The 19,598-nt window shown below is 39.4% G+C and carries 17 protein-coding genes and 1 other RNA gene; 16 read left to right on the forward strand and 2 right to left on the reverse strand.

The window, feature by feature from the left end; all coding sequences use genetic code 11:
• Nucleotides 1–12: 12 nt before the first annotated feature.
• From HBN42_RS04635 to perR, 10 genes are all read left to right on the forward strand, one after another.
• Nucleotides 13–1,545, forward strand: coding sequence for an FGGY-family carbohydrate kinase (locus HBN42_RS04635; protein ID WP_165993906.1), 1,533 nt, complete (start codon nt 13–15; stop codon nt 1,543–1,545).
• Nucleotides 1,546–1,557: 12 nt separating this feature from the next.
• A complete protein-coding gene (locus tag HBN42_RS04640) occupies nt 1,558–2,304 on the forward strand; it encodes a sugar phosphate isomerase/epimerase family protein (RefSeq protein WP_165993907.1) in 747 nt (248 codons plus the stop codon).
• 88 nt (nt 2,305–2,392) lie between these two features.
• Nucleotides 2,393–4,039 carry a BglG family transcription antiterminator gene (locus tag HBN42_RS04645; protein WP_165993908.1) on the forward strand — a complete coding sequence of 549 codons (1,647 nt, stop codon included), beginning with the start codon at nt 2,393–2,395 and terminating at the stop codon, nt 4,037–4,039.
• 323 nt (nt 4,040–4,362) lie between these two features.
• Nucleotides 4,363–5,454 (forward strand): L-ascorbate 6-phosphate lactonase, encoded by a 1,092-nt coding sequence (gene ulaG, locus HBN42_RS04650; protein WP_165993909.1) that lies wholly within the window; start codon nt 4,363–4,365, stop codon nt 5,452–5,454.
• A gap of 118 nt (nt 5,455–5,572) precedes the next feature.
• On the forward strand, nt 5,573–6,463 hold the full coding sequence (locus HBN42_RS04655) for a diacylglycerol/lipid kinase family protein (protein WP_165993910.1): 891 nt from the start codon (nt 5,573–5,575) through the stop codon (nt 6,461–6,463).
• Nucleotides 6,464–6,719: 256 nt separating this feature from the next.
• Nucleotides 6,720–7,994 carry a quaternary amine ABC transporter ATP-binding protein gene (locus HBN42_RS04660; RefSeq protein WP_165993911.1) on the forward strand — a complete coding sequence of 425 codons (1,275 nt, stop codon included), beginning with the start codon at nt 6,720–6,722 and terminating at the stop codon, nt 7,992–7,994.
• Between the two features lie 18 nt (nt 7,995–8,012).
• Nucleotides 8,013–9,740 (forward strand): ABC transporter permease/substrate binding protein, encoded by a 1,728-nt coding sequence (locus tag HBN42_RS04665; RefSeq protein ID WP_165993912.1) that lies wholly within the window; start codon nt 8,013–8,015, stop codon nt 9,738–9,740.
• 97 nt (nt 9,741–9,837) lie between these two features.
• Nucleotides 9,838–12,483 (forward strand): DNA polymerase I, encoded by a 2,646-nt coding sequence (polA, locus tag HBN42_RS04670; RefSeq protein WP_165994180.1) that lies wholly within the window; start codon nt 9,838–9,840, stop codon nt 12,481–12,483.
• Nucleotides 12,484–12,566: 83 nt separating this feature from the next.
• Entirely contained in the window at nt 12,567–13,001 is a 435-nt protein-coding gene (locus HBN42_RS04675) for a CoA-binding protein (protein ID WP_165993913.1), read from the forward strand.
• A 13-nt stretch (nt 13,002–13,014) separates the two neighbouring features.
• Complete coding sequence (gene perR / locus HBN42_RS04680) at nt 13,015–13,485, forward strand: peroxide-responsive transcriptional repressor PerR (RefSeq protein ID WP_165993914.1); 471 nt, start codon at nt 13,015–13,017, stop codon at nt 13,483–13,485.
• 41 nt (nt 13,486–13,526) lie between these two features.
• On the opposite strand, the gene HBN42_RS04685 is transcribed toward perR, so the two are convergent.
• Complete coding sequence (locus HBN42_RS04685) at nt 13,527–14,342, reverse strand: DUF975 family protein (protein WP_165993915.1); 816 nt, start codon at nt 14,340–14,342, stop codon at nt 13,527–13,529.
• A 207-nt stretch (nt 14,343–14,549) separates the two neighbouring features.
• Between HBN42_RS04685 and tgt the strand changes: the two genes are divergently transcribed.
• The 6 genes from tgt to ffs all read left to right on the forward strand — a co-directional run bounded on the left by tgt (nt 14,550) and on the right by ffs (nt 18,360).
• Nucleotides 14,550–15,692 carry a tRNA guanosine(34) transglycosylase Tgt gene (gene tgt, locus HBN42_RS04690; protein ID WP_165993916.1) on the forward strand — a complete coding sequence of 381 codons (1,143 nt, stop codon included), beginning with the start codon at nt 14,550–14,552 and terminating at the stop codon, nt 15,690–15,692.
• A gap of 115 nt (nt 15,693–15,807) precedes the next feature.
• Nucleotides 15,808–16,113, forward strand: coding sequence for a CHY zinc finger protein (locus HBN42_RS04695; protein WP_165993917.1), 306 nt, complete (start codon nt 15,808–15,810; stop codon nt 16,111–16,113).
• Nucleotides 16,114–16,115: 2 nt separating this feature from the next.
• On the forward strand, nt 16,116–16,661 hold the full coding sequence (locus HBN42_RS04700; protein WP_165993918.1) for a biotin transporter BioY: 546 nt from the start codon (nt 16,116–16,118) through the stop codon (nt 16,659–16,661).
• A 294-nt stretch (nt 16,662–16,955) separates the two neighbouring features.
• Nucleotides 16,956–17,735, forward strand: coding sequence for an MBL fold metallo-hydrolase (locus HBN42_RS04705; protein WP_165993919.1), 780 nt, complete (start codon nt 16,956–16,958; stop codon nt 17,733–17,735).
• Complete coding sequence (tadA, locus tag HBN42_RS04710) at nt 17,735–18,256, forward strand: tRNA adenosine(34) deaminase TadA (protein ID WP_165993920.1); 522 nt, start codon at nt 17,735–17,737, stop codon at nt 18,254–18,256. The genes HBN42_RS04705 and tadA overlap by 1 nt, the downstream gene beginning before the upstream one ends.
• A gap of 18 nt (nt 18,257–18,274) precedes the next feature.
• Nucleotides 18,275–18,360, forward strand: an RNA gene (gene ffs, locus HBN42_RS04715) — signal recognition particle sRNA small type.
• Between the two features lie 84 nt (nt 18,361–18,444).
• On the opposite strand, the gene HBN42_RS04720 is transcribed toward ffs, so the two are convergent.
• On the reverse strand, nt 18,445–19,584 hold the full coding sequence (locus HBN42_RS04720; RefSeq protein WP_165993921.1) for a tyrosine-type recombinase/integrase: 1,140 nt from the start codon (nt 19,582–19,584) through the stop codon (nt 18,445–18,447).
• Nucleotides 19,585–19,598 lie beyond the last annotated feature (14 nt).

Consider the following 19,598-nt stretch of genomic DNA (forward strand, 5'->3'; position numbering starts at 1 on the left):
AAAGGATAAAAGATGCGCTATTTTTTGAGTATTGACTATGGTGGAACCAGCATAAAGGCTATTTTATTTGATGACAAGGGCAAAGAAATAGCCGTTTCCTCCTTTCCCACCTTGAAAATAGAAGACACACCTGGTTTCAGGGAAATTGATTTAGAGGTTACCTGGCAAGCCATTGGTGCGTCCATCAAGGAAGTTATCGACACATCAGCCATTGCTAGCTCTGCTATTGCAGCTGTCATTCCCATTGGCCACGGCAAAGGGCTGTATCTGTTAGATAAGCAACAAGCTATTTTTTGTCATGGAATTTTATCCACAGATGAACGTGCCAACGATTTAGCAACTGCTTTTGAAGAGAAGGTGGATGACCTTTGGGGACTGACCCAACAACATGTCGTTGGGGTTCAAGCTCCTGTCTTGTTACGATGGTTGAAAGAGTATGATAGGGCTTCTTATGATCAGATTGGCTGGGTGTTATCAGCCAAGGATTTTATTCGTTTTCAACTAACAGGCAAGGTTCATCAAGAATATGGTGATGCTTCAGGTAATCATTGGATTAATTTTCAAACAGGGACTTATGACCCAGCTATTCTAAGTTTTTTTGGTATTGAGGAAATGGCTCAAGCCTTGCCTGAATTGGTGGATTGTGCGGATATTATTGGAGGAGTATCCAAAGAAGCTGCTAAACTTACTGGATTAATAGAAGGCACTCCTGTTCTTGGGGGTCTATTTGACATTGATGCTTGTGCAATCGGCTCAGGAGTTCTTAACGATCAGACCTTTAGTTTGATTTCGGGTACTTGGAATATTAATACTTATCCAAGCAAAAAAGCTGCTAGCCAAGCAAGTGGTCACATGAATTCTTATTTTCCAAATCGTGACTATTTGATAGAGGCTAGTAGCCCCACCTCTGCTGGGAACCTAGATGCTATCTTAAAAATGCTTATGTCAGAAGAAATACGAACCATCAAAGAACAAGGTCATGAATCAATCTATGATACCCTTGAAACGTTTTTAGAGCAGACTGATGCTAGCTACACCGATCTTTTGTTTTTCCCTTTTTTATATGGAAATAATACTGTTGCAGAAGCCAAGGCTTGCTTTTTGGGACTAAGCACAAAATCGACCAAATCTCATATGTTGCGAGCCGTTTATGAAGGGATTGCTTTTGCACACAAGCAACATATTACTCAACTGATTAATGCTAAAGGGTCAGCACCTAAGGTTATTCGAATGACTGGTGGGGCAACGCATTCAAAGGCTTGGGTGCAACTGTTTGCGGATGTGCTCAATCTGCCTATTGAAACCGTATCGGGTAGTGAACTTGGAGGTCTCGGAGGCGCTTTGCTTGCCAAGGCATCTTTGGATAGCCTTTCCTTAGCCGAGGCGGTAGCCGATATGGTAAGGGTAAAAGATACCTACTATCCTAACTCAGCGCAAAACCGCTATTATCAGCAAAAATATGAGCTTTATCAGCAATTATTAACCGTGATGGCTCCTGCTTGGCACTCCCTAGCAGCCTTGTCAAAACTGGCCCAAGACGATTAGAAAGAAGAAAATATGTTAGAACAAAAAGACCTTATCATCAACAGTATTGTCTTTAAAGAAGATTTAGAAGCAGGACTTTCCCAAGTAGACCTTTTGGAGCAGGTTCAGGCTATGGGATTCAACCGCTTTGAAGTTCGTCGTGAATTTTTGGGAGACATTCCCCAAGAATTAGGGGTTTTAAAAGCTAAAGCTAATCAACTTGATATAGCCCTTTTTTACAGTGTCAATGAGGACTTGCTAGTTGACGGGAGGCTTAATCCAAGCATAGATGCGTTGTTACAAGAAGCACAGGTTTTGCAGGCTCCCTTTTTAAAAGTCAACATTGGAGATGCTAACCGCTTGCTTCCTCAAACCTTGTCTTCTTTGGAAAAGGTGTTACCGCCAGGCATGCCGCTTTTGGTGGAAAATAATCAGGATCCTGTGGGAGCGAGCCTAGCTAATTGTGTTCGATTTATGACTCTGGCACAGCAGACTAATCTGCCTATCGGTTTTGTCTTTGATACAGCGAATTGGGCCTTTGTCGGTGAGTCTATCGTTCAAGCTGCCAAGCAGTTGACTGCTTTTACCAGCTACCTTCATTGCAAAAATTATTTACAAGTAGGGGAAGTTCTTTCAACCAGTAACGCCTTGTTTGAGGGGGAAATTGATATTATCCAACTGCTCCAGCAATTTCCAAATGTTCCTTATCTGGCTCTTGAATACGCAACAAGTAAGGAGCAACTTCTGGCTGATGCCAGTCGTTTAAGCCAGCTTCTCTAAAAAGATTCTTTACAGCAGTTAGGTGCCAAGTCGCTAAAATCGTGATAAAATAGACAAAGACGGATTTTTAGGGAGGAGGTTTGTAACAATGATGATTTTGGATAAAAAGAGTTATGATTTGCTCTCTTATTTACTCAAGCTTGAAGCGCCTGAAACGGTCATGGCTATTTCACATGCCCTAAACCAATCGCGGCGTAAAGTCTATTACCAGCTTGATAAGATTAATGAGGCTTTACCAAAAGAGGTTGAGCAAATTATCTCTTATCCTCGGATCGGGATTCTTTTAAATGAGGAGCAAAAAGCTGTCTGCCGTTTATTGTTAGAAGAAGTGACTGATTATAATTACGTCATGAAAAGTGATGAGCGCCGGCACCTATCTTCAATTTATATTGCGGTTTCCACCGAGAGAGTGACCATTGACAAACTCATGCAAATCAATGATGTGTCCCGTAATACCATTTTGAATGATTTAACGGAGTTAAGGGAAGAGCTGGAGAACAAGCAGTACAAAATTCAACTCCATGCCACCAAGGCAAGAGGTTATTATTTTGATTGTCACCCTATGGCCTTGATTCAATACTTATATAAAGTATTGGTTGATGTCTATCAAGGGGGGAACAGCAGCTTCATTGATATGTTTGACCGCAAACTATCAGAAACACAGGGACTATCAGTTTATTTTTCAAAAGATATTCTAGATTATTTCCACGAGTACCTCTTTTTATCTCAGGCTAGCTTAGGAAAGACGATTAATATCCAAGATAGCCAATTCATGTTGCAAATCTTGCCCTTTATGCTTCTGAGTTACCGCAATATGTGGCTTAATTCAGATGTCAAAAATGCCCTCAAAAAGGATTTTAACCTGATTTGGAAGCGCAAAGAGTACCAGATTGCTCAGGAATTAGCCAGTGAGCTTTACCAGAATTTCAAACTCCACTTGGATGACATTGAAGTGGGAATGGTAGCCATGCTCATGTTGTCTTTCCGAAAAGATCAGGATCGTCATGTGGAAAGCCAGGATTATGAGGACATGCGTGCTACCATTAGTCACTTTATCGACCAGTTGGAGAGCCGTTATCAGTTGCATTTTACCCATAAGCAGGACTTGTTGAAGCAGTTAACCACTCATTGCAAGGCACTTGTTTACCGCAAAGCTTATGGGATCTTCTCAGTCAATCCGCTGACAGACCACATCAAGGAAAAATACGAAGAACTGTTTGCTATGGCACAGTCCTGTGCCACTATTTTAGAAAAGGATTGGGACATCAGCCTGACAGACGATGATGTGGCCTACCTGACCATTCACCTAGGTGGAGAGTTACGCAATAACACTGTCGACCAAGAAAAGACCAAGTTGGTTATTGTGTCCGATGATGGTATCGGCATTCAAAAACTCTTGCTCAAGCAGTGCCAACGGTATTTGGCCAATGGTCAGATTGAAGCGGTCTTTACAACAGAGCAGTATCAGAGTGTCTATGACCTTCTGTCAGTGGATATGATTGTTGCCACAACGGATGCTCTGGAAACCAAAGTTCCCATGCTCATTGTCAATCCCATTTTAAGCGATGATGACATTATCAAGCTGATTCGCTTCTCTAAGCAGGGGCGTCTGACCGACCATTCACATTTCTCCACCGAGTTGGCCAAGGCTATCGAGGCAGTTGTCAAAGATGAATCAGACCGCTATGCGCTGACTTCCAAAATTGAAAAACTCATTCACCGCGAATTGTTGTGAGTGTCGACATATCAAAAAAGGTACCTCAGTTTTTCTATGACGTAGAAAAAACATAACTGAGGTTTTTAGTATGCCCTGAGAAAATAGCGGAGCAAAGTAACAATAGTCACCTGTTCAGGAGTGCCCGTTCCCTATGGTCGCCCTATACAGAAAGGCAACAAGCAAAGCATCTGTTGCAGTTGCAAAGGGATTGAGTAACTCTAGTACCTACACAAATCCAGTCCATTTTTGAACACATACATGTGTGACACTTGGTCTTTTTTATAGGCTCGCTTCGTTCTATACTAATAATGTAGAAATAATGAAACTTGGAGGAAATTTGAATGGCTAAAGTTCAAGATATTACACGTGAATCATGGATTTTGAGTACTTTTCCAGAGTGGGGAACCTGGTTAAATGAAGAAATTGAAGAAGATATTGTCCCAGAAAATAACTTTTCAATGTGGTGGCTGGGCAATTGTGGTATCTGGGTAAAAACACCTGGCGGTGCTAACATTGTTATGGACCTCTGGTCAAACCGTGGAAAATCAACTAAAAAAGTAAAAGACATGGTTCGTGGGCATCAAATGGCTAATATGGCGGGTGTTCGCAAATTGCAACCTAATTTACGGGCACAACCAATGGTTATTGATCCATTTGCTATCAATGAATTAGACTACTACTTGGTTTCTCACTTCCATAGTGACCATATTGATATCAATACTGCGGCAGCTATTATCAACAATCCAAAGCTTAATCATGTGAAATTTGTTGGACCTTATGAATGTGGTGAAATCTGGAAGAAATGGGGCGTTCCTGAAGATCGCATCATGATTGTGAAGCCAGGCGACAGCTTTGCCTTTAAAGACATGAAAGTGACTGCAGTAGAATCCTTTGACCGCACTTGTTTGGTGACCCTACCAGTTGAAGGTGCAGATTCTCAAGATGGTGAACTAGCAGGTCTACCTGTAACTGATGAGGAAATGGCTCGTAAGGCTGTTAACTATATCTTTGAGACACCTGGTGGAACTATCTACCACGGTGCAGATTCTCATTTTTCAAATTATTTTGCAAAACATGGCCGTGACTATAAGATTGATGTGGCCTTAAATAACTACGGTGAAAATCCTCTTGGAATACAGGATAAAATGACTTCAGTTGACCTTCTTAGAATGGCAGAAAATCTCCGTGCCAAAGTCATTATCCCAGTTCACTACGATATCTGGTCAAACTTTATGGCTTCAACAGATGAGATCTTAGAACTCTGGAAAATGCGTAAGGAACGCTTGCAGTATCAATTCCATCCTTTCATTTGGGAAGTTGGTGGTAAATATACCTATCCTCAAGACCAAAATAGGATTGAATACCATCATCCTCGTGGTTTTGACGATTGCTTCCTTGAAGACTCTAATATTCAATTTAAAGCCTTACTTTAAAATAAAAAAGACGATCTTAATAGACAAGTTAAGGTCGTTTTTTGAGGCTTTATTTACCTATACTTGGAGCTTCCTATGCTAGAATGAAAGAAAGTCGTTTTTCTAGAGAGGAGAACTTATGAAAAAAGTTGTTTTGATTGTCAATCCTTCTGCAGGAGGCGAAGAAGCTAAGACCTATCAAAAAGCGGCCCAGGATAAATTAGCCAGCTATTTTGATCAGGTAGAGGTGAAATATACCAAAAAGGCAGGAGACGCCAAAAATTTTGCTAAAAAAGCAGCTCAGGATCATTATCACAGTGTCTTTGTGATGGGTGGAGATGGAACGGTTAATGAAGGAGTCAGTGGGATAGCTGAAGAAGACTATAGACCCCATTTTGGCTTTTTCCCCTTAGGAACCGTGAACGATCTTGCGCGTGCACTAGATATTCCTTTAGATCCCAAAGAAGCTATTGAGACCATGCTTTTAGATCAGACACATCCGCTAGACATTGGTAAGGTTAATGACCACTATTTTACAAATATTGTAGCTATAGGTAATATTCCTGAATCCCTTATTGATGTTGAAGTTGAAGATAAAACAAAGTTAGGTCCTCTGGCCTATCTTATCTCAGCTGTGCAAAATCTCCTAAGCAATACTTCTTATGAGTTTCAATTGGCTTATGATGGCAAAAAAGAAAGGATGGAAAGTTCTCTTATCTTGATTGCTCTGACCAATTCTATTGGTGGCATGAATCAGTTCACACCCCATGCTCAAACTAATGATGGCTACTTGCATCTGGTCATCACTCAAGATAAAAATGTCAAAGAAAGCTTGGCTGCCTTGCCCAATTTATTCTCAAAAAATGGAAAAAGTGATGAGAAGGTCAGCTATAAAAAATTATCAAAAGTGACCATAGCTGTTAAAGATGCTGAGTTGCAAACAAATACCGATGGTGACAAGGGTGATTATTTGCCCATAACTGTTGAGGTTCTCCCGCAGCATATTGAGGTTTACCGCTGTCAAAAATAAGAGCAAGAAGAGATAGAGAAAAAGTAAACTCTATCTCTTTTTATGGTTACTTTGAGGGTTTTTTGGATTAAATTTTCGGAATAAATTAATGATAAAAATGATGAAAAGGCTTGAAAAATAAAGGTCTTTAGAGAGTTTTAATATTTGACAAAAGTGACCATACATGATAACATTGTTGTGTTCTGTTTCAAAAAATACAAATTCTAACTTTATTATTTTTGAAATGAGAAGAAAGAAGTTTAAAGAGAGGCTTATAATGGGAAATATACTAGAAGTTAAACATTTAACAAAAATATTTGGTAAAAGACAAAAAGCTGCTCTAGAGATGGTCAAGCAGGGAAAGAGCAAGTCCGAGATTTTTAAGAAAACCGGCTCAACCATCGGTGTTTATGATGTTAGTTTTGAAGTAAAAGAAGGTGAAATCTTTGTTATCATGGGCTTGTCCGGTAGTGGGAAATCAACCTTGGTTCGCATGCTCAACCGCCTTATTGAACCTTCTATGGGAAGCATCAGTCTAGCTGGAAAAGATATCTCTAAGATGAATGCAGAAAAGTTACGCCAGGTCAGACGTCATGATGTTAATATGGTCTTTCAAAGTTTTGCGCTTTTCCCTCATAAAACCATTCTGGAAAATACCGAATTTGGTTTGGAGCTGCGTGGTGTTCCAAAGGCTCAGAGGCAGGAAAGAGCTGAGAAGGCCCTTGAAAATGCCGGCTTGTTAAACCTGAAGGATCAGTATCCCAACCAATTATCTGGTGGGATGCAACAGCGTGTTGGTCTAGCGCGTGCCCTGGCCAATGGACCAAAGATTCTCCTTATGGACGAAGCTTTTTCAGCCTTGGATCCACTGATCAGACGCGACATGCAAGATGAACTGGTAGAGCTACAAGATACAAGTGAACAGACCATCATCTTTATCAGTCATGATCTTAATGAGGCACTTCGTATCGGCGATAGAATTGCCCTTATGAAAGATGGACAAATCATGCAGATTGGAACGGGAGAAGAAATCCTGACCAACCCAGCCAACGACTTTGTTCGTGAATTCGTTGAAGACGTTGACCGCTCTAAGGTCTTAACAGCACAAAATATCATGATTAAACCCTTTACTGCAACAATCGAAATTGATGGTCCACAGGTGGCTCTAAATCGGATGCATACAGAGCAAGTTTCAATGCTGATGGCGACCAACCGCCGCAGACAGCTCCTTGGAACCCTAACGGCGGACGCTGCTAGTGAGGCACGTAAAAAAGGCCTACCCCTATCTGAAGTGATTGATAGAGAGGTTATTACAGTTTCTAAAGATACAGTGATTACAGATATCTTGCCTTTAATTTATGATTCCTCAACACCAATTGCAGTTACTGATGATAATAATCGTTTATTGGGTGTTATCATTCGTGGACGGGTAATTGAAGCCTTGGCTAATATTCCTGATGAGGAAGATGAAAAAGTCGCTGTTTCTGATCCTAAGAATGGAGAAATGGCTGAGCTTGAAAAAGAAGAGCAAGAGCTTCAGGCCAAGAGCTAATAAGGAGGAGATATTATTTTGGACAATATATTACAAAACAAGCTGCCAGTGGCTAAGCTGGTCGAAAATATAACAGAATGGATTACTCATACCTTTTCTGGTCTTTTTGACTTTTTACAAAAGGTAGGAGGTTTCCTGATGGATTGGATAACCAATACCTTACTATTTATTAATCCATTAGTCTTTATACTCTTTACGACAGTGGCTGTCTTTTTCCTTGCAAAGAAGAAATGGCCCCTACCTCTGTTCACCTGCTTAGGACTTTTATTCATTTATAACCAAGGGTTATGGGAACATTTGATCAATACCTTTACCTTGGTTCTAGTAGCTAGCTTAATTTCAATCGTCCTAGGGATTCCGCTAGGTATTTGGATGGCTAAAAAACCCACAGTGGGGCATATTATTAATCCTATTTTGGACTTTATGCAAACCATGCCAGCCTTTGTCTATCTGATTCCGGCAGTTGCCTTTTTTGGTATTGGGATGGTGCCAGGTGTCTTTGCCTCTGTCATCTTTGCTCTTCCCCCAACAGTACGCTTTACCAATTTAGGTATTCGTGAAATCTCTACAGAGCTGGTTGAAGCCGCTGATGCCTTTGGTTCGACTGGCAAACAAAAACTGTTAAAGGTTGAATTACCTTTAGCCAAAAACACTATAATGGCTGGTATTAATCAAACCATGATGCTAGCCTTATCAATGGTTGTTACAGGGTCAATGATCGGTGCACCAGGTTTGGGACGTGAAGTCCTATCTGCCTTACAACATGCCGATATCGGTACTGGATTTGTTTCAGGTTTAGCCCTGGTTATTTTGGCCATTGTGCTGGATAGGATTACGCAAACCTTTAATAGCAGATCTGAGGACAAAGAAAAAACTGATAAGGTCAACAAATGGGTTGGTGTAGCCACACTTTTTGTCTTTGTTTTGGCAGCTCTCGGAAGAAGCTATGTTAACCTAAAAGCCCATGGTTCAGGTAAGGGACAAAAGGTAAAAATAGCTTATGTTCAATGGGATTCAGAGGTTGCTTCAACAAATGTTATTGCAGAAGTCTTAAAAGAAGACGGTTTCGATGTTGAAATGACCCCTCTTGATAATGCGGTTGCCTGGCAAAGTGTTGCCAATGGCAATGCCGATTTTTCAGTTAGTGCTTGGTTACCAGTCACCCACGGCCAACAATATAAAAAATATAAAAAGAATATTGAAGACCTTGGAGTTAACCTGAAAGGAACTAAACTGGGTCTAGTTGTTCCAGCCTATATGAAGGATGTTAACAGTATTGAAGACCTTTCTAGTCAGGCCGGCAAGAAAATTACGGGGATTGAACCAGGAGCAGGTATTATGAGTGCGGCTAAACAATCTCTAAAAGACTACTCTAATCTTTCTGATTGGGAATTAACATCAGCCTCAACAGGAGCGATGACAACCTCCCTGGATCAGGCTATTAAAAAGAAAGAAGAGATCGTTATTACGGGCTGGTCTCCACACTGGATGTTTGCCAAGTATGATTTGAAATATCTAAAAGATCCTAAGAAATCCTATGGTTCTGCTGAAAATATTCATACCATTGCTCACAAAAACTTAGCTAAAGATAAGCCTGAGTTGGTGAAGATTATCAAGAAATTTAGATGGACTAAAAAAGATATGGAAGCAGTCATGCTAGACGTTAACAAAGGAATGAAAGTAAAGGATGCTGCTAAAAAATGGATCAAAGAAAATCCTAAAAAAGTAGCAGAATGGACTGATTAAAGAAGAGAACCTCTGATTAATTTCAGGGGTTCTTTCTATTTGGAAAGAATGAGTTTCTACAGGAGATAATGCCCTTAGCATGTGTTATAATGGAGGTATGGAAAACAAGAATAAACTACTATTAATTGACGGCTCTTCAATAGCCTTTCGTGCTTTTTTTGCACTTTATAATCAAATCGATCGCTTCAAGAGTCAAAGTGGTCTCCACACCAATGCCATCTATGGCTTTCATTTGATGCTGACGCATATGATGAACCGGGTTCAACCAACACATGTCTTGGTGGCTTTTGATGCGGGCAAAACAACGTTTAGAACAGAAATGTTCACAGATTATAAGGCTGGACGAGCAAAGACACCAGATGAATTTAGAGAACAATTTCCATACATTAGGGAGATGTTAAAAGCCCTAGGTGTGCCTTTTTATGAACTTGAAAATTACGAAGCAGATGATATCATTGGGACGCTGGACAAGATGGCAGAAAAAACAGAAGTTCCCTTTGATGTTACCATTGTTAGTGGTGATAAGGATTTGATCCAACTAACAGATGCTAATACCGTCGTTGAAATATCACGTAAAGGCGTTGCTGAATTTGAAGAATATACTCCTGCTTATCTGATGGAGAAAATGGGATTGTCTCCTCAACAATTTATTGATCTCAAGGCGCTGATGGGAGATAAATCGGACAACATTCCTGGTGTTACAAAGGTTGGTGAAAAGACTGGTTTAAAACTTTTACATGAATATGGCAGCTTAGAAGGGATTTATGACAATATCGACTCTTTTAAAGCTTCTAAGATGAAAGAGAACTTGATCAATGATAAGGACCAAGCCTTTTTATCAAAAACCCTAGCTACTATTGAAACCAATGCTCCAATCACAGTTGCCTTAGATGATATCCTCTATCATGGACCAGATGTAGAAAGTCTAGCTGCCTTTTATGATGAAATGGGCTTTGTTCAATTAAAGGCTGGCCTTCTTAAGGATGCACCTGAAGAAGAAGTTAAAGAAGACATTGACTATCAGATAGTTGAAGATATAAAGGAAGATTACTTCACTGATGAGGATTCAATCTATTTTGAGGTCTTAAAAGATAACTACCACAGAGAAGACATTGTGGCCTTTGCTTGGGGGAATAAAGATCATATTTACCTAACAGATGATACAAGCTTACTCAGAGAAGCTGCCTTCAAGAAGTTTTTAGAAAAACCCATGTCTACTTATGACTTCAAGCGGGCAAAAGTCTTGCTCAGCCACTTGGGTATTGATGTTCCTCAGGCCTCTTATGATGCTAGACTAGGAAACTATCTCCTGTCCAATGTTGAAGATAATGAATTATCAACCATTGCGCGTTTGCATACAGATTTACGCCTTGACTCTGACGATCTTGTCTATGGCAAGGGGGCTAAACGGGCATTGCCAGGAAAAGAGGTTCTCTTTGAACACCTGGCACGTAAACTAGAAGTTCTTGTTGACAGTAAGGATAAGATCTTATCTAAATTAGACGACAATGATCAAAAAGCTCTCTTTTTTGATATTGAACTCCCACTAGCAAATGTTTTGGCTAAGATGGAGATCAATGGCATAAAGGTTAATAAAGACAGCCTAATAGAAATGGCTCAACAAAATAAAAGTATTATTGCCAGTTTAACAGAAGAAATCTATCAATTAGCCGGTGAAGAGTTTAATATTAATTCACCCAAACAATTGGGAAGCATTTTATTTGAGAAAATGCAGTTGCCTACCGAGTTGACTAAGAAGACAAAGACAGGCTATTCAACAGCAGTTGACGTCTTGGAACGTCTTGCGCCAATTGCTCCTATTGTTGCCAAGATTTTAGACTACCGTCAAATTGCCAAGTTGCAATCAACTTATGTCATTGGCTTACAAGACTATATTATGGAAGATGGGAAGATCCATACCCGTTATGTACAAGACTTGACTCAGACAGGTCGTTTATCAAGCATTGATCCTAATCTTCAAAATATCCCTGTGCGGATGGAACAAGGACGCTTGATTAGAAAGGCTTTTACTCCGTCTGAAGCAGATTCTGTCTTACTGAGCTCAGATTATTCCCAAATTGAACTGCGTGTTCTAGCACATATTTCTGGTGATGAACATTTGATAGCTGCCTTTAGAAATAATGCAGACATCCATACGTCAACAGCAATGCGTGTCTTTGGTATTGAAAAAGAAGAGGATGTTACAGCCAACGACCGACGTAATGCCAAGGCAGTCAACTTCGGTATCGTTTACGGGATTTCTGATTTTGGCTTGTCAAATAATCTGGGCATTAGCCGTAAAAAGGCCCGTTCTTACATTGATACCTATTTTGAACGTTATCCAGGTATAAAACGCTATATGGATGAGGTTGTCCGTGAGGCCAAAGACAAGGGCTATGTTGAGACTCTCTTTAAACGCCGTCGTGAATTACCGGACATCAATTCTCGTAATTTCAATATTAGATCTTTTGCGGAGCGTACAGCCATTAACTCCCCTATCCAGGGAAGCGCAGCTGATATTCTAAAAATTGCTATGATTAATTTAGATAAAGAGCTTGAAGCTGGGAAATATCAAAGTAAGATGCTTCTCCAAGTACATGATGAAATTGTTTTGGAAGTTCCAAATAATGAGCTAAAAGCGATCAGGACCTTGGTTAAGAAAACCATGGAGGAGGCGGTTTCTTTATCAGTTCCTTTAAGGGCTGATGAAAATGCTGGCCAAAGTTGGTATGAAGCAAAATAATGGATAAAATGAAACTTTAGAATACAGTTTATTGTAGTCTTTGTGAAATTTTGTGTTATAATAAAGTGGAAATTGAGGTAGCTATGACATATACATTTCAAAATCCGGATCAAACAACCATCAAAGAGTATCTTAAGCAGGCCAAGATTATTGCAGTTGTGGGCTTGTCAGACCGTCAGGACACGGCTGCTTTTAGGGTCTCAGCTTTTTTGAAAGATAAGGGTTATCGCATTATTCCTGTTAACCCTAGACTGGAAGGGCAAGAGATTCTTGGTGAAGAGGTTTATGCTAGCTTAAAGGACATTCCTTTTACTGTTGATATAGTGGATGTCTTCAGAAGAAGTGAAGCGCTTCCGCAGGTGGCTGAAGACTTTATTCAAACAGATGCCAAAGTCTTTTGGGCTCAGTTAGGCTTAGAAAATCAGGAAGCTGAATCTATTCTAAGAGCAGCAGGATGTGATGCTATTGTTATGAATCGCTGCCTCAAAATAGATTATAATAACTTATTATTAAGTTAAAAAGGAGATGCTTATGGATGTTCATTCACATAATCAACAAGCTTTGGATGCCTATGAAAATGTGTTAGAACATTTGCGAGAAAAGCACATTAGAATCACAGAAACACGAAAAGCTATTATTACTTATATGGTTATATCTACCGAGCATCCCAGTGCAGATAAGATATACCGCGATTTAAAGGATGACTATCCTAATATGAGTTTAGCTACTGTTTATAACAATCTGAAAGTTTTAGTCGATGAGGGCTTTGTTTCAGAGATCAAGATTGCTAATGACTTAACCACTTACTACGATTTTATGGGACACCAACATGTTAATGTGGTCTGTGAAGATTGTGGACGGATAGCAGATTTTATGGATGTTGATGTCATGGATGTTGCTAAGGAAGCCCATGAACAAACTGGCTATCAAATCACAAAGATCCCTATTATAGCCTATGGCATCTGCCCAGAATGTCAAAAAAAGAGAAAAAAACGTTATTAAAAAGGATACCTTTCAAGGGTATCCTTTTTGCTAGGTTCTTTTTAGAGGGAATCACTTGTAGAAGCAGCAGCGTCAATGCTAGCAGCCTCTTTATTCTTTTTTAAGTTTTCATAGAAATAAAGATTACTTGTAGTGAGATAAGGTAGAAGATATATGTAGAGAATTCCGAAAGATAGAATAACTAGGATATACCAACCAATAAAACTAAGTTGTAAGAGGAAAAATTTCCATTTATAACCTTTAATCAAGTCCCTACTTTTTTCAATAGGATCTAGGCTACTCAGGTAGTTATTATTTTGGATCTGATCATAAGCAATGTATTCAGCTAGGGAATAAGCAATTTGCCGGTTAATTGAAATGCAAGCTCCAACCAAAGCAATGATGAAACCACCTATCATAGTAAGGGTAGAAAGTAGGGTCGAAGTTCCAGCTCGAGCATTGGACAGATAGGCAAATGAAGCGATAACAAGCAAGGTTAAACCAAGAAAGAGAACCAAAGACCAAAGTAAAAGTAAGAGAAAACGAACCAATTTTATAAAAAGTAGTTTAAAAAAATAGTCTCTGGAGAAGGTTAATGTACTATCTGAAAAAGAAACTTCCTGACGTTTTTGGCGAATAACAGACAAAAGCGTGAAGGCTGCAGACAGTAAAAACATATTTAAAATAAAGCTCATCAAGATGGGAAAAAGAGAGGCTAGAAAAGAGATTTGAATCCCTTCTTGTATCAGATAATTTTCCCGAATTTGTAAGGTCAGTTGAAAAGCCTGTAAGATAAATGGTATTAAGAATAACTGGTATTTCCCTTTAAGGTTTTTTAATAGCTCTTTGGCTTCTTTTTTGAGAGAAGAAATCTTCATATAATACTCCTTTTTTAGTATTATAGCACAGGTCAGGAGCTTTAGGAATGGCTAAGAAGCAAAATGAGAGCAGATATTCTCTAACTTACAATGACAAGCAACTTAATTTTTGATAAAATAAAAAGTCAGAGAATAATTGGCAAGAATCAGCCAATTTTAATGAAAAAAATGAAGCTCAAGACTGTTTATCTTGATAGCGAGGAAAAAATGTCTAAATATCCAATAACTTATCGTCTCATCAAAAAAGAAAAGCACACAGGTGCAAGACTTGGTGAAATCATTACCCCACACGGGACTTTTCCAACTCCCATGTTTATGCCTGTTGGGACGCAAGCAACTGTCAAAACACAATCACCAGAAGAACTTAAGCAGATGGGTTCTGGGATTATCCTTTCAAATACTTATCATCTCTGGTTGAGACCAGGTGATGAATTAATAGCCAGGGCTGGTGGCCTCCATAAATTTATGAACTGGGATCAGCCCATTCTAACAGACTCAGGAGGTTTCCAGGTCTATTCACTAGCAGATTCTCGTAATATCACCGAAGAGGGAGTAACCTTTAAGAACCACCTCAATGGTTCAAAAATGTTCCTCTCACCAGAAAAAGCCATCTCTATTCAGAATAACCTTGGCTCAGATATTATGATGAGTTTTGATGAATGTCCCCAGTTTTATCAGCCCTATGACTATGTCAAAAAATCCATTGAAAGAACAAGTCGCTGGGCAGAACGTGGCCTGAAAGCTCATCGTCGTCCTCATGACCAAGGACTTTTTGGAATTGTTCAGGGAGCTGGCTTTGAAGACCTACGCCGCCAATCAGCCGCGGACTTGGTAGCTATGGATTTTCCTGGCTATTCTGTGGGTGGTCTAGCTGTTGGGGAATCTCATGAGGAGATGAATGCTGTTTTAGATTTTACCACACCATTGTTACCAGAAAACAAACCCCGTTACCTTATGGGTGTAGGGGCGCCAGACAGTCTTATTGATGGGGTCATTCGTGGAATAGATATGTTTGATTGCGTCTTACCCACACGTATTGCCCGTAATGGTACCTGCATGACCAGTGAGGGTCGTCTGGTTGTGAAAAATGCTAAATTTGCTGAAGACTTTACCCCACTGGATCATAATTGTAACTGCTATACCTGCCAAAATTATACACGTGCCTATATTCGTCACCTCTTAAAGGCTGATGAAACCTTTGGTATTCGTCTGACAAGCTACCATAATCTTTATTTCTTAGTCAATCTCATGAAAAAGGTTCGTCAAGCTATTCTTGATGATAACTTGCTTGAATTCCGCCAGGACTTCTTAGAGCAATATGGCTACAATAAATCAAAGCGTAACTTTTAAAAATGAAATCGGGTCTTCCCGGTTTTTTATTTTCAGTTGTTTTTTGTTACCCTTTTTAAAAAATAAGGTTGACAAGAAATCTTCTTTTCTTTAAACTATAAAAAAGGTGGTAATTATGGATATTTTAGGAATTGCTTTGGATAATGAAAGTCGCTGCCTTCATTACCATGGTGACAGTGATATAGTGGCTTTAAAGTGTAGACAATGTCAGGCTTATTTTGCCTGTTACCACTGTCATGACGCTTTAAGATCCCATCATTTCCTAGCAAACCAAGCACAGGAAAAGTACCCTGTTCTTTGTGGCGCCTGCAAGCATTTCTTAACCAAAGAAAGCTATGAAAAAGGTTATTGTCCTTTTTGTTTGCGTTTATTTAATCCTAATTGCTCACTGCATAAAGACATTTATTTTTCAAAGGAGTAAAGATGTTTTCAACAAAAGACTTAGTTTATATGGCCATGATGACAACTCTCATTATCATCCTAGGTTTTATTCCAGCTATACCACTTGGTTTTATCCCTGTTCCTATTGTCCTTCAAAATATGGGAATCATGTTAACTGCGCTGATTCTAGGTGCTAAAAAAGGCAGTATTTCCCTTGTCTTATTTCTGATTTTAGGAATCTTTTTACCTGTCTTTTCAGGCAAAGCAACGACTATTCCAGTCTTTTCTGGGCCGACTGCAGGTTATGTCTTTGCATGGATTTTTGTGCCAGTGCTTTTTTCCTTACTATACAAAACAAATAAAGGAAAGCAGAAGGCTCTCACTTTCTTATTTATTTGGCTTACAGGTGTCCTTTTTGTGGACTTAGTTGGGGCTTTCTGGCTCTCTTTCTATACAGGGATGTCTTTGAAGGCAGCCTTAATTTCAAACCTTGCCTTTATTCCTGGGGATACCATCAAGGTTGTCCTTGCAACAGTAATTGCCTTAAGAATTCCTCATGCTTACATCCATAAGGCTTTTAAAAAATAGCAGGGCTTAAAAAGCCAGTTCAAAGCAGGAAGACAAAGATAACGATCAAGAAGGGGGAATCCTTACCTGTAGATTAGCCTGCTAAGGGTGGTTAAAAATAGCCTTGGTTTTTTCCACTTAAAAAGTGATAAATAGAAGCTCAGAACTTAGGTGCTGAGCTTTTTATCTAGGTGGATAATTGCTTCTAAATCTTTAAGTAGGAGTCTTGATTGATTTTTTCTACTAATGAGTAAGGGGAGATACTTGGCGACATTTTTGATATAATGGCTAAAAGGATGAAAGCAGGTACTGATTATGAAAATTACAACCTTGGGTTCTTGGGGTGCCTATCCCTATAAGGATGCAGGTACAACCTCTTATTTATTGACTTCTGAAGATGGTTTTCAGCTATTGATGGATGCAGGAAGTCGAGCCCTCAATGAACTGGAAAAGGTTATTAGCCCTCTTGATTTAGATGCTGTTATTATTAGTCATTATCATCCTGACCACGTGGCTGACTTAGGAGTCTTAAGACACTACAGACAACTCTATCCTAAGCATTTATGGAATCCTAAAATCCTTCCTATTTACGGCCATAATGAAGATCAGCATGAATTTGAAAAGCTGACCATGCCAGAAGTTTCAGTGGGAGTTGCTTATGATGTTGCAGGAAAACAAAGCATAGGACCTTTTGATATCACCTTTATAAAAACAGTTCACCCCGTGGTTTGCTACGCCTTTAGAATTCTTGAACGAGAGACTGGTCAAATCCTAGTGTTCACTGCTGATACAGGCTATTTTGAAGCCTTGGCTGATTTTGCTCAGGGTTCAGATTTATTCTTAGCAGATGTTTATTTATATGAGGGCAATGAAAATCATCAGGCTCACCTTACCTCCAAGGAAGCAGGGCAAATTGCGGCCCAAGCTCAGGTTAAGAAACTTGTTTTAACACATATTCCTCCACTGCCACCGCAAGGGATTGACCCAGACAGGCATTTGGAAATCTTACAAAAAGAAACAGAAAAATATTCAGAGGGTATTCCTGTTGAAATAGCCCTGCCTCACAAGTCTTGGCATTTAGGAAAAAAAGAGTAATGATATACAGTAAAGAAGAAAAAGAATTTTTTATGAGGGAGGCTCTTAAGGAGGCCCAAAAGTCCTTACTTAAGGATGAAATCCCTATAGGCTGTGTCATCGTTAAGGATGGGCAGATTATAGGGCGCGGCTACAATGCCCGTGAAGAGTTGCACCAGGCCATTATGCATGCTGAAATTATGGCCATCAACCAGGCCAATGAAGCAGTTGGAGATTGGCGTTTGCTGGATAGTAGCCTCTTTGTGACCATTGAACCCTGTGTCATGTGTAGCGGTGCAATTGGTCTAGCCAGGATCCCCCATGTAGTTTTTGGTGCCACTAATCAAAAATTTGGAGGAGCTGGTAGTCTTTATCAAATCTTAACAGATGAACGATTGAATCACCGTGTCTTGTTGGAATCAGGCCTTTTAGCAGATGAATGCGCTGCTATCATGCAGGAATTTTTCAGACAAAGCAGGCAGAAAAAGAAGGCTCTTAAAGTTTTAGAAAAAAAGAAGCAAAATTCAGAGTTGGCAAATTAATGTATTTATGCTACAATTAGCTTGGAGCAACGCTTGTGCGTGAAGTGGGTCAGGGGAGGAATCCAGCAGCCCTAAGCGATTTCAGGCGTGTGCTCTATTTTCGTTTATAATTAAAACCCTGTAAAATCAACGTTTACAGGGTTCTTTTTTTGTTTAAATCTGAAATAGGGGCAGATAAGGGGCAAAGTCTAGTAATTTAGTTTATTGAGTTTATCCGTGATATAATTGGTCATTTTATCTGTGACATGGGAATAAATCTCTAGTGTTGTCTTTGAGTCAGTATGGCCAACTCTGTCCATGATTGCAGGCAACGGAACGCCAAGCTCGGCAAGAAGAGATATATGACTATGTCTGAAGATATGAGTTGTAATGTTCTTATCTATGCCAGCTTTCTGTCCATGACGCTTGAGAGCTCCTATGACACGTTCTGGAGTAGTTGGGTAACCTTTTGTATTGATGAAAATATAATCCGTCTCAAAGCCGTTTTTTAAGTTCTCAGCCATCTGCTTTTTGAATATTTCAAATACCCTATTGGGAGCAGTGATAATTCTATCTGACTTGGCTGTCTTTGGGGCAGTCCGTATTTTCTCTGGAAAGTTAAAAGTATGTCTGATATGAATGGTTTTGTTTTTAAAATCAAGGTCATTGTCAAAGCTAAGTCCACTAAGTTCGCCATACCTCATGCCCGTTAGGTAGAGGACCTCTGCTATCCTGATATACTTATTAACTCTGTAATCACAGATTGCTTCTTCTTTTAGATTTTGAATGAATAGCTTAAACTCTATCTGATCTAAATACTTGGACCTTTTCTTCTCAAGAACTTCCCTGGTAATTACTTTCCTTGGCATTTCTACGTAGTCCATTTCGTTAATGCTAATATATCCCATTCTAATGGCATACTTCATGACCTGATTGAGTTTAGCTTTTACTTTGCCTACATAGTTATGAGAACGACCATCTTTGATTAAATCATTAATGATTTTCTGTAATAGTCTCCGGTCAATATTTTTAACAATATAGTCGTCCGGAATTCTTTTCTTTATCTCAGCTTTGATATTACTGGAGGAAGTGACAGTTGACTTTCTAACACCTTGTTTCCAACTTTCCTCAAACTCGTCATATAACTGGCCAAATAGTATTTTTTCTACATCGTTCTTGATACTTAGCTTTTCATTTATTTTAATTAGTAGTTCTTTAGCCGCTCTGTTCTTTGCTTGGGCAGTAAATTTCTCCACTTTTACAGATACTCTTTTTAGTTTACCTGTGTAAGGATCCTTATATCTTTCGACATATCTTTTTTGTCCTGTCTTTGATGTTTCTGACCACATTGATTTTTACCTCA

Source organism: Streptococcus catagoni, assembly GCF_011421425.1.
GTDB lineage: Bacteria > Bacillota > Bacilli > Lactobacillales > Streptococcaceae > Streptococcus > Streptococcus catagoni.

Coding starts and splice junctions, on each gene's coding strand:
- HBN42_RS04655 (WP_165993910.1), top strand. CDS start 5,573: ATGAAAAAAGTTGTTTTGATTGTCAATCCTTCTGCAGGAGGCGAAGAA.
- HBN42_RS04705 (WP_165993919.1), top strand. CDS start 16,956: ATGAAAATTACAACCTTGGGTTCTTGGGGTGCCTATCCCTATAAGGAT.
- HBN42_RS04685 (WP_165993915.1), bottom strand. CDS start 14,342: ATGAAGATTTCTTCTCTCAAAAAAGAAGCCAAAGAGCTATTAAAAAAC.
- HBN42_RS04640 (WP_165993907.1), top strand. CDS start 1,558: ATGTTAGAACAAAAAGACCTTATCATCAACAGTATTGTCTTTAAAGAA.
- HBN42_RS04695 (WP_165993917.1), top strand. CDS start 15,808: ATGGATATTTTAGGAATTGCTTTGGATAATGAAAGTCGCTGCCTTCAT.
- ulaG (WP_165993909.1), top strand. CDS start 4,363: ATGGCTAAAGTTCAAGATATTACACGTGAATCATGGATTTTGAGTACT.
- tgt (WP_165993916.1), top strand. CDS start 14,550: ATGTCTAAATATCCAATAACTTATCGTCTCATCAAAAAAGAAAAGCAC.
- tadA (WP_165993920.1), top strand. CDS start 17,735: ATGATATACAGTAAAGAAGAAAAAGAATTTTTTATGAGGGAGGCTCTT.
- polA (WP_165994180.1), top strand. CDS start 9,838: ATGGAAAACAAGAATAAACTACTATTAATTGACGGCTCTTCAATAGCC.
- HBN42_RS04645 (WP_165993908.1), top strand. CDS start 2,393: ATGATGATTTTGGATAAAAAGAGTTATGATTTGCTCTCTTATTTACTC.
- HBN42_RS04635 (WP_165993906.1), top strand. CDS start 13: ATGCGCTATTTTTTGAGTATTGACTATGGTGGAACCAGCATAAAGGCT.
- HBN42_RS04660 (WP_165993911.1), top strand. CDS start 6,720: ATGGGAAATATACTAGAAGTTAAACATTTAACAAAAATATTTGGTAAA.
- HBN42_RS04700 (WP_165993918.1), top strand. CDS start 16,116: ATGTTTTCAACAAAAGACTTAGTTTATATGGCCATGATGACAACTCTC.
- HBN42_RS04720 (WP_165993921.1), bottom strand. CDS start 19,584: ATGTGGTCAGAAACATCAAAGACAGGACAAAAAAGATATGTCGAAAGA.
- HBN42_RS04675 (WP_165993913.1), top strand. CDS start 12,567: ATGACATATACATTTCAAAATCCGGATCAAACAACCATCAAAGAGTAT.
- perR (WP_165993914.1), top strand. CDS start 13,015: ATGGATGTTCATTCACATAATCAACAAGCTTTGGATGCCTATGAAAAT.